Here is a 6,728-nt window from a genome sequence, read left to right as displayed (position 1 = left end):
CCCCACATTGAAGACAGACCGCCGCTACCGCAACAAAATCGGCTACCCAAACCTGTCTCTGGCTAAAAGTACATTTAAAAAAGTCATTGCCACAGAGCAGGCCCAGAATTTTATCCGGCAGTATGGCTATATCCGCACAGCCATCTCGGCGTTGCATGATAACGATCTCCACTTACCCATTCGCCGTTTCCGCTGGCTAAAAGGGCTTGACCGCACACTGTGGTACACCCTCGCGTCTACAGGTCGCCCCTGGCCTTTTGTTGAAGCTGCGGGCGTGGTCAGCCAAGCCCACTGGGAAACATTGGCGGCTCGCTATCGAATACGCCTGAACCATCCCATCATGAGTCTTGCATTGGATGGACTCGAAGCTGACTTGAGAAATATAGGCGCTGTCGTTGACGACTCACCAAGACCGACCCGCGCTGCGGCTAAAGAGGAAAATGACATCGATGATGAGGATGAAGATGCCAATCAAGAAGATAACCCGACACAAGAAACGCGCACACACCGCCACACCCATTCTTTTCGCCCTAAAATGAGATAACCCTATGTCAGAGAAAACCCTTTTCAATATCAGCACCGACATTCACGGCCAGCACCTGCAGGTCCGCCTCAATAACAACACCCTTTTTTTTCTGCATATGCCAATCGCTGAGCCTTATCAACTCACCGTCGAGAAGTATGGCAGCCAATACACACTCTGCATGCACAAAGACAATATGGGTTTTGTACGTCTTTTCACCACAGACGATAAAGCCCTCGCCGACCAGATGATGAACTCCACTGCGGATGTGCTCACACGCATGGCCATAGCCTCCAACCCAGTCCAGAAAACATCGTCTATCTTAACACCGAAGTGGACATGGTTAGCGCCCGGTATTCTGAGCCTTGCCCTTGCCGTCACCTGGCTAGTACCGCAACTCAGCAGACAAGTCACCATGCCGATCCCTGCTACGCAGAGAGTCTCTGTCCCTGAAGTATCTCATGATGGCATCATGCCGAAAATATCGATACAGCAGGTCTCGCCAGCACAAGCCGGCCAGGCTCAAAGCAGTCAGCATTCTCTCTCGCCAGAAGCTGCAGCTGAAGCCAGGACATTGCTCGCTGAACGACTCAAAAACGGGGCAACAAAGCAGGAATTCACTATTCGCCTGTCCTCTGGGCATGCCCGGTCACTGTATCTCTTTCTCGATCCGGAATGCCCAAACTGCCGCATCTTTGAACCCACCGTTCAGGCCCTGGCAGAAGACTACAACGTGGAGATTTTTCCGGTGACATTGATTGGTAAAAACCGCACAGCAGACGACGTCATCCCCATACTCTGCGCCCCGCCAGAGAAACGTGCGCAAATGTGGAAGACCCTAAATGCCCCCGCGGCAGGCATGCTCAACCTAACAGATAAAGCGAAAGCGGATATTGCCCCAGCAGCTTGTGAGGCGGGAAAACTGGCGCTATCGCGTAACGACCTAGCCTTTGAGCTGTATCGCATGCCGGGCACACCCACCGTTATCAGCGATGATGGCCGAATGATCCCGTTGCAAGCGATGGTCAGTGATACCGCACTGCAGTCATTCCTCAATAGCCACCCATAAGGAGGCATTATGGATCTGAAAGGACGCCACGGACCCGTAGACAGTGGACGAATAAGCCGATTGGTTCACGGTCATCTCGCCGAACGCCTATTTCTGGCGCCAGCCACCGTGCAATTGCTTCTGGTATTTTCGCTACTCGTCGGCGCTCTATGGCCGGCGACATTGCTGCTATCGTTACCACTCAACATCATCCTGCTGGTCGCATTTAGCGATCAGCGCTTTCGCTTACCACTGCGGATACCGATGGACGTTGGCGGCCTGGACCTCTCAACCGAGCGTGAGCACAGTTGGAACATTCCTCTCCTCAACCTAAACCTGCCCAAAATTGTTCGCGGTAAATCAGAAGGTACACTGTGCTTGGGCACAGCCCGAAAAAAAGACCGAGGCAAGGAACTGTGGTTACAAACCGCTGATGCCCTGCGCCATATGCAAATTATGGCCACCACTGGGGGCGGGAAAACAGAAACCCTCTACAGCATGTACCTCAATTCACTGTGCTGGGCCCGCGGTTGCTGCATCTCGGACGGTAAGGCTCAAATCGACCTCGCCGTCGCGACGTGGTCGATGGCAAGGCGATTCGGCCAAGAAGATGACTGGCACGTCCTCAACTTCATCACCGGTAATGATGACAGATTCAAGAAATTGTTACTCGGTGATAAATCCCGACCACAATCAAACGGCACCAACCCTTTCGCTTATGGAAGTCCAACCTTCATTACACAGTTGATGGAGTCTTTGCAACCTGCAGGTAATGGCAGCGACGAAGGCTGGAAAGACAAAGCCCGTGCCATGATGAACGCGCTAATTTATGCCCTGTGCTACAAACGAGCCAGAGACAACATTTTACTCACCCAGGATGTCATTCAATCCTATCTTCCCCTGGTTAAGTTTGTCGGACTGTACCGTGAAGCGCTGGAACAAGGCTGGCACGAAGAAGGCTATAAGCCCATGGAAAACTACCTGGCGAACCTCGCGGGTTTTGATATGAACCTGATCACCCGCCCAGCGGAATGGTCGCAAGGTGCCCTCGATCAGCATGGGTATCTCATCCAGCAATTTACCCGCATGCTCAGCATGTTCAATGATACCTACGGTCACGTCTTTCCCAAAAACGGCGGAGACATCGATATGCAGGATATCTTGCATAACGACCGTACATTAGTGGTTCTGATCCCCGCGCTTGAGCTCTCTGATAACGAAGCGGCCACATTAGGTAAGCTCTACATTTCCGACATCAGAATGAATATCGCGAAAGATCTGGGTAACAAAATAGAGGGCTCACCGGAACACACTCTGACCGTGAAGAAATTCGCCAGTAAATTTCCGTTCATGCTCCTGTGTGACGAGGTGGGTTACTACTTCGCCCCTGGGCTGGAAAAACTGGCCGCCCAGATGCGAAGCCTCCGTTACATGCTCGTTATCCTGGGTCAAGACCTGCAGGCCATGTTAAAACACGGAAAAGAGGTCCATTCGGTCAACGCTAACCTCGGCACCAAACAGTTCATGAAAACAGAGGATACCGAAGACACCCTGAAGATGATCCGAGCCGTCGGGGGAACCGGTCAATATGCCGAGCAGCGCACCATGGAACGTACCGGCATGGGGAGCTATCAAGATATTGACCGCATCGAATTTCGCGACAAAGACAACATCCAGTTGAATGAACTCAAATCGCTGAAGGAAGGAGAAGGCATCATTGTCTTTGAAGATCAACTCGTCCGCAGTAATTCTATCTACATTCCCGATAGCGAGAAAATTTCCAAGCTGGACGTCAAAATTAACCGCTACGTCCCTATTCGTCGCCCCGATTTCAACGACCTGTGTCGGGAAGTCCCCGCCGCTGAACGCCGACGCCCAATTTCCCAAGAAAGAGTCAATCAAATACTGGACATCTGCCAGACCACCCGTCCTGAGGATTATCACGGTCACCTTCATGCCTGTATTGAGGATCCGACACTTCTGACCATCACGCAGTTGGCCAGTGATTTAGATAACCGTATCGATGTGGATTACACCAATGAGGAGCGGGGTGTATTGCTCTTTGAAACGGCAGTCAATGCCCTCGAAAAAAATAAGGGCAAATACCATCAGGTGAAGGACCGAGAGAACATACCCATTTCGAAGAAACGTATTGAAGAGGCACACCAGAACAATGCCAGATACACCACACCATCGGCAGTGACATCATCACCAGAACATATCATCCAAACGGCACTGCCCCTTCCCCCAGAATACACTCACTATATGGAGAACCACCACGATGAGAGCAGGAATCAAACTATCCCTGAATACATTACTGCTAGCAACTTTACTGTCCCCCCTGACGACAATAGCTACTGAAACACATAACACATTACAGTCCTATGGAGCTGCACCGACAACACGAGGGCAATTGGTCAATAACGCAGAGCCCAACTTAATGCAGTTCGCCGCAAAATTACATCAAGGCAACCAGCAAGTTCATATCGTCCAAATCGGTGACTCTCATACCGCTGCCGATTTTTTTACTGGGGAGCTAAGACACTTGTTCCAACAGCATTATGGCGATGCAGGGCCGGGGTTTGTCCCGCCCATTGCGATCCCCGGTCAACGCACTGCCACCCTTAATCGCCTGAGCGATAAATCAGATTGGTTACTCTCCAGTAGTCGCAAAGATAAACGCGCTAACTACCCTTTAGGCGGTTTAATTGCCCAGCCCAAAAGCGATAAAAGCCGTATACTGCTCAAGCCTTTACACACCAGCCAAAAGGGGTACTACTTACAAGCGTTATACCAAAGTACAACCGGTAGCCTGATGCAGGTTTCATCGTCATCACGCCAAAGTCTGGCATTGCCCGCAACCGGCAATCGTTGGCAATTATCGCCGCCAGTCAGTACCCAATTACCCTCAACCATCTCCGTGGACAGTGCCCATCATCTCAACTTGGGCGGCTGGGTCATACGTTCAAACAAACCCGGCGTGATGTTATCGGCCATCGGCTTAAATGGCGCAACACTCAATATGTTGGATAAATGGCAGTCCCAATGGAGCGCAACATTAGCGCAAATGTCACCGGATATGGTTATTTTAGCATTTGGCACCAATGAAGCCTTTAATGACACCTTGGATCTCGCCGCATACGCGCAAAATCTGCAAGATAAAATTCAGCAAATTCGCAAGCAATCCGCGCATGCCGTGATTATGTTAGTGGGACCGAGCGATTCCATTAAATTCAATCATGCCACAAGCTGCCGTGCACAAATGCCGGTGAATTTAATGAACGTCATTCAGATTCAAAAACACATTGCCGCGCAAGAGCATGCTCTATTTTGGGATTGGCAAGCCAACATGGGTGGACCTTGCGCTATCCGCAATTGGCAATCTCACGGTTTAGCGAGTGCCGACAATGTTCACTTATCAGCGAATGGCTACAAAAAAAGCGCACAAGCCTTGTACCGTCAATTAAGTCAGATGTTAAACTAATTCACATCCAAACACAGCGCCCTGGAAATGTTCTATCGCCTATTCAACCTCTGGCTGCTTCAACTAGATATGACGCTATATATAATCTATATGGCAAATAACCTTCTATTGCTATATACTTTCCATATAGCAATAAGTAGAGAGGTATATCATGACACCAATCGCGGCAACTCATGCCATCCCGACAGTCAAACGTCGCTCTAGCGCCGTTAAAAGCAAAGTGGAAGGCCACACACGCACTGCGCCGAAGAAATTCCTGTTCCAATTACGCGCACTCGACAACGAATACGGTGTAAGCGAAGACACTTTCATTCGTCTTATGGACGAACTGGCGCTCAATCAGACTGAATTGGTCCATAAAGCGTTACGCTACCTCGCCTGTAATGTGCTGCCAGCTTATGAACTTGATAACGGTCCACTGACCGATGCTCAACATGCAGCAATAAAGAAAATGTCCGGTATGGAAATTTCAGAAGAAGATCTGGATTCTCCTTTATTTAAATAAGCAGGATTGCGTATGGCCACTGACTTTAAACCATTACCAGAACCAGGAGACATTCTCTGGTGTAAATTCCCTCACAGTGAGGACTTAGACAATCCGGGGCCATATCCACGCCCCGGACTTGTTTTGAACGTGTTTACTGATATTCATGCAATACTGATTACTTATGGAACATCGCAGATTGGTAAAGTCTACGATGGGGAATTCGTCATTGATACACAACTAGATACCGCTGGGCTGGATGTCCCGACAAAGTTCGACCTAAACCGGCTTCAAAAATTGCCCTTTAATGATGTATGGTTTGAAACATCCCCCGATGTAACAGTGAACATCCCATTACCCAAAATGGGCATTATCCCGCCAATATTTATGCCCATCATGCGCGCCGCCTGGGCAAAACGCCCTAAAAAATAAAGAGCTCATTTTTGTAAAAGGTAATGACAATCACGTCTCCAGTTGGTTTTACCGCCATCAAAAATACTGAGGGAACCAAGAGTGACATTACGCCACTGGAGAACATAGATTTAAACGTTTCAGATGATGCATAATACAGGCATTCCAAAGCGCTAAAATTCCCTTTTGGCCCCATACATTCAAAGTCAATTGAATGGTTGGCAGACAATGGCTCAGCGTATCTATCCTATAATCTTGGAGCATTATAATGAATGGCAGTCCCACAATACGCTGGGTTATCGTTCTCCGCGAGAGTACCTGTGGCGTCGAATTCATCATGAAATAAGTGATAAAAAGTGTCTGGAAATATAGGGTCAAATACACGGAATATTCAGTGAATGTCATATTCACCGCCCCCCACCACAACCTCCGAAATAATATCAACGTCATCATGATATAACTTATCTAGCAAATAGATGTTTTTCACGAATGTAGTTATTTTTAATATTTTCATTCCGAGTTAAACGCTTAATTTTCGATGATAGTTTCATTGAAACCACGTAACAATCTAATGTCAGAACAAAAATAGACTCTGTCTTACCCGATATATATCAACCTATGAATCAAAAGAGGATATAAATATGAAAATTAACATTAAAAAAGAAAAGCATGGGTATTACTTTCAAAAGATCCACAACATGATTAAAAATAAATTAGGAAAAATAAAGAAAATAAATTATTGGACAAACAATAAAAATAATAGTCACCATATTTGTGC

General features: G+C 48.1%; 6 protein-coding genes. All 6 read left to right on the top strand.

Features of this window, described 5'->3' with window-relative positions:
• Positions 1-7 precede the first annotated feature (7 nt).
• The 6 genes from PSF16_RS16025 (at position 8) to PSF16_RS16000 (ending at position 5,971) form a co-directional block, all read left to right on the top strand.
• Positions 8-544, top strand: coding sequence for a secretion/conjugation apparatus DotM-related subunit (locus PSF16_RS16025; RefSeq protein WP_442959257.1), 537 nt, complete (start codon positions 8-10; stop codon positions 542-544).
• A 4-nt stretch (positions 545-548) separates the two neighbouring features.
• Positions 549-1,592, top strand: a complete 1,044-nt coding sequence (locus PSF16_RS16020) for a thioredoxin fold domain-containing protein (protein WP_272689659.1) — start codon at positions 549-551, stop codon at positions 1,590-1,592.
• 9 nt (positions 1,593-1,601) lie between these two features.
• Complete coding sequence (gene trbC, locus PSF16_RS16015) at positions 1,602-3,932, top strand: F-type conjugative transfer protein TrbC (protein ID WP_272689658.1); 2,331 nt, start codon at positions 1,602-1,604, stop codon at positions 3,930-3,932.
• On the top strand, positions 3,853-5,055 hold the full coding sequence (locus PSF16_RS16010) for an SGNH/GDSL hydrolase family protein (RefSeq protein WP_272689657.1): 1,203 nt from the start codon (positions 3,853-3,855) through the stop codon (positions 5,053-5,055). Before trbC ends, PSF16_RS16010 begins: the two co-directional genes overlap by 80 nt.
• 151 nt (positions 5,056-5,206) lie before the next feature.
• Entirely contained in the window at positions 5,207-5,560 is a 354-nt protein-coding gene (locus PSF16_RS16005) for a hypothetical protein (protein WP_272689656.1), read from the top strand.
• A gap of 12 nt (positions 5,561-5,572) precedes the next feature.
• A complete protein-coding gene (locus PSF16_RS16000; protein ID WP_272689655.1) occupies positions 5,573-5,971 on the top strand; it encodes a hypothetical protein in 399 nt (132 codons plus the stop codon).
• Positions 5,972-6,728 lie beyond the last annotated feature (757 nt).

It is taken from the genome of Providencia sp. PROV033 (assembly GCF_028484855.1).
GTDB classification, from domain to species: Bacteria; Pseudomonadota; Gammaproteobacteria; order Enterobacterales; family Enterobacteriaceae; genus Providencia; species Providencia alcalifaciens.
Note: the sequence above shows the minus strand (reverse complement) of the source record. Positions and strands in the feature narration are given on the sequence as shown.